This window comes from Gordonia sp. (in: high G+C Gram-positive bacteria) (assembly GCF_020438995.1).
Taxonomy (GTDB): domain Bacteria; phylum Actinomycetota; class Actinomycetes; order Mycobacteriales; family Mycobacteriaceae; genus Gordonia.
This window is the reverse complement of the sequence record NZ_JAGQTN010000284.1, coordinates 1-3,412: the sequence shown is the minus strand read 5'-3', so window position 1 is coordinate 3,412 and position 3,412 is coordinate 1. Positions and strand designations below refer to the sequence as shown.

General features: G+C 70.1%; 1 protein-coding gene. It reads right to left on the bottom strand.

Going from position 1 to position 3,412, the window contains the following annotated elements; all coding sequences use genetic code 11:
- The coding region (locus KDB67_RS20335) for a beta-ketoacyl synthase N-terminal-like domain-containing protein (RefSeq protein ID WP_291019929.1) at positions 1-3,412 on the bottom strand (3,412 nt) is incomplete at both ends.

Here is a 3,412-nt window from a genome sequence, read left to right as displayed (position 1 = left end):
CCTGCGATTCGACGAACCCGCCGCGGCGCCGGTCGTTGGCGCGGGAGTAGCGACGTTCGTCGATGCCGCGTGCGGCCATCTTGGCCGATTCGGCGGTGGCCGACATGTCACCGAACCCGACGATCCCTTCGATGCCGAGGTCGTCGAAGCCGCCGGCCACGGCGAACAGTGCCTTGCCGAGGCGGATCTTGTCGACGCCCTCCTCCACCGACACGGCGGCGGTGGCGCAGGCGGCGACCGGATGGATCATCGCACCATAGCTGCCGATGTAGGACTGCACCACATGTGCGGCAACGATATTCGGCAACGCCTCCTGCAGGATGTCGTTGGCCTTGGCCTCACCGAGCAGGGTGTTGATGTACAACTCCCGCATCGAGGTCATGCCGCCCATGCCGGTGCCCTGGGTGTTGGCCACCAGGCCCGGATGCACCCACCGCATCAGTTCCGCGGGCGTGAAACCCGACGACAGGAATGCGTCGACGGTGGCGACGAGGTTCCACAGCGCGACCCGGTCGATGGATTCGACCATGTCGGGGGTCACGCCCCAGCGGGTCGGGTCGAAACCCGTCGGGATCTGGCCACCGACGCTGCGGCTGAGCTCGAACTGTCGCGGCACCCGGATCTCGGTGCCGGCCAGGCGGGTGACCTGCCATTCGCCGGACTCGGCGTCGAAGGTGACGCGGGTCTTGTCGGGGGCGGTGGCGGCGAAGGCGCGTGCCTCGGCCTCCGAACCGACCGAGAAGGTGAGGTCCTCGTCGAGGAACACAGAGGTGAGCAGCGGCGAGGTGTTGTCCACCATCGCGCCGTCGTCGGCGTAGCGGCGGATGCCACAGCGTTCGACGACCTCGTCGTGATAGCGGTCGGCGATCTCCGACTCCGGCACCGGATCACCGGAAGCGGTGTCATACCAGCCGGGTTTGGGTGCGGTGTCCCAGTGGATCAGTCCGGTGTTCCAGGCCAGTTCGAGAACACCTGCGGCCGAGAGCTTTTCGTCGACCTCCATCTCGAAGCGGGTGCGCGCCGATCCGTATGGGCCGACTTCGCCGGCACCGACGATCACCACGAGGTCCTCGGGCGTGGCGTCGATCGGCGCCCACTCCGGACGCATCGACGCACGGGCCCGGGCCGGGGCGGGCAGGGCCGCGACGGTGTCGGTCTCGGCTTCGGCCACTTCGGCGACAGGCTCGGCGGCGGCCTCTTCCTGTGCCGCGGCGGCCAGCGCCTTGAGGTCGATGGCGTCCGGGTCGAGACCGCCGGTGAAGTCGGCGACCACAGGGGCCTCGGCGGCCTGCGCCCGCTGTTCCGGGGTGCACACACTGAGCAGGTTGGCGGCCATCTCTGCGGTGCTCCAGGTACGCACACCGGCCTCTTCGACGGCATCCACCAGCGGATCGTTGTGACCCATCAGACCGGTGCCGCGGACCCACCCGATGAGGGCGTGGGCCAGGGTGGTCCGGCGCTTCCAGGAGTCCTCGACGTTCCAGCGCGCCACCACCGCGTCGAGCGCGGCCTTGGCCTCGCCGTAGGCGCCGTCACCGCCGAACATGCCGCGGTTGGGAGAGCCGGGCAGCACCACGTGCAGCCGGGCCGCGAGATCGTGGTCGGCGTGGATGTCGGACAGGCCGGCGATCAGCCGCTCAACCGACCACAGCAGCACCTTCATCTCCAGCTCGGCGCGGGCGCCTGCGTCGGTGAGGTCACCGGCCACGCGCGGCGCGGCGAACGGGAACAGCATCGTCGGCTTGAGTGTCGGTTTGACGACAGCGGTTGTGCTGCCGAGGTTTTCGGTCTGCTCCGAACCGATCCACGACACCAGGTGGTCGACGTCGGTGTAGGAGGCCATGTTGGCCGGTGCCACCCACAGGGCCGCGCCGCAGCGGGCGTGGGTGCGGTACAGCTCCTTGTAGAAGCCGAGCCGGTCGGAGTCCAGCCGGGACGTGGTGGCCACGACCGTGGCACCACCGGCCAGCAGCCCGCCGACGACGGCCGCAGCGATCGAACCCTTGCTGGCGCCGGTGACGACGGCGATCTGGTCGGCGTACTCACCGTCGGCCTGCTCGCGGGCGGCCTCGGCGATCTGTGCGTACACCTGCGCGAGCGGCTCGTTGCCGGCCGCCTGCGCCTTCTGCTGCCACCAGGCGGCGTGTTCGGCGACGACCTCACCGGCGCCGGCGAACCGGCCGGCGATGTCGGTGTCGAGGTCGGCGGCGTCGGTGAGCCACAACCGCACCAGGTCCTCGCGGCTGGTGGCCCAGCGGTCGTCGACCAGGACCACCTTCTGCTCATCGAAGGCCGGTGCGACGGTGCGCGCCCAGTCTGAGCCGAGTTCGGCGCTCACCAGCGCGGCGATGGCCGCGTCCGGGTTCTCCTCGACCGCCGGTGTGCCCGAGGTGTCCGTCAGACCCAGTTTGGCCAGCACCGTCTGCGCGGCGGCGGCCAGCACACCGGAACGGCCGGTGATCTGTTCGGTGAACTCACCGAGGGCCGCGGCGTCGACCGTTGCGCTACCACCGGATTCGGAGGCGGGTTTGCTCACGGCGATGCCCTTGTCGGCACCGACTGCGGTGACGGCACGGTCGATCAGCGCGTCGAGCGCGTCGGCGTTGGCCAGTGCGCCATCGAGCAGGACGCCGAGGTCACCGCCGCGGACGCTGGCACCTTCGCGGGTGCCCATCGCCAGGGCGACGACGGTGTGCAGTCCCCAGCCGGGGCCGAGCTGCCACACCTTCTCGACCCGGTCGGTGATGTAGGACTGGCGTTTGCCCAGCGGCCCCATCACCTTGCGGATCTGTTCGGCGACGGCGTCGGTGAGGACCGGGCCCAGCGGCCGGTAGCCGCGGGCCAGGGTCTGCACCGTCGACGACAGCGCCACCATGTCGGCCTCGGCGGCACCGTCGATCGCGCCCAGGCCCAGTTCGCCGCCGATGTCCAGGAGCAGCTGGTTGCGGCGGGAGGACACGCCGTCGCACAGCGCCTCGATGGTGTCGGCGGCACCGATCTGGTCGACGCCCATCTTGGTCCACATCGCGATCACGGCCTTGACCGCGTCGGCCGGACCGAACGAGATGTCTTCGGGCCGTGGGCCGCTCGACACCGCGGCCGGGGCCGGGGCAGCCACGGGGACGGCAGCGGATTCGGTTGCCTGCGGCGCACTTTCGGCAACCGCCTCGACGGGCTCGTCCTCTTCGGGTTCGACGCCGGCGTCCTGCGCCAGGATAACGGAGGTGTCACGTTCGAGGTTGAGCACCTCGGCGGTCGCCGACGCGTAGTCATCGAGCTTGAGCGTGTTATTGGCCAGGCCGGCGAGGGTGGGTGCACTCTTCACACCGATCTCGACGAACCGCTGGGTGCCTAGACCGTCACGCTCACGCGGGGCGAAGAGCAGTTCCTGGGTCTCGATCCAGCGGACCGG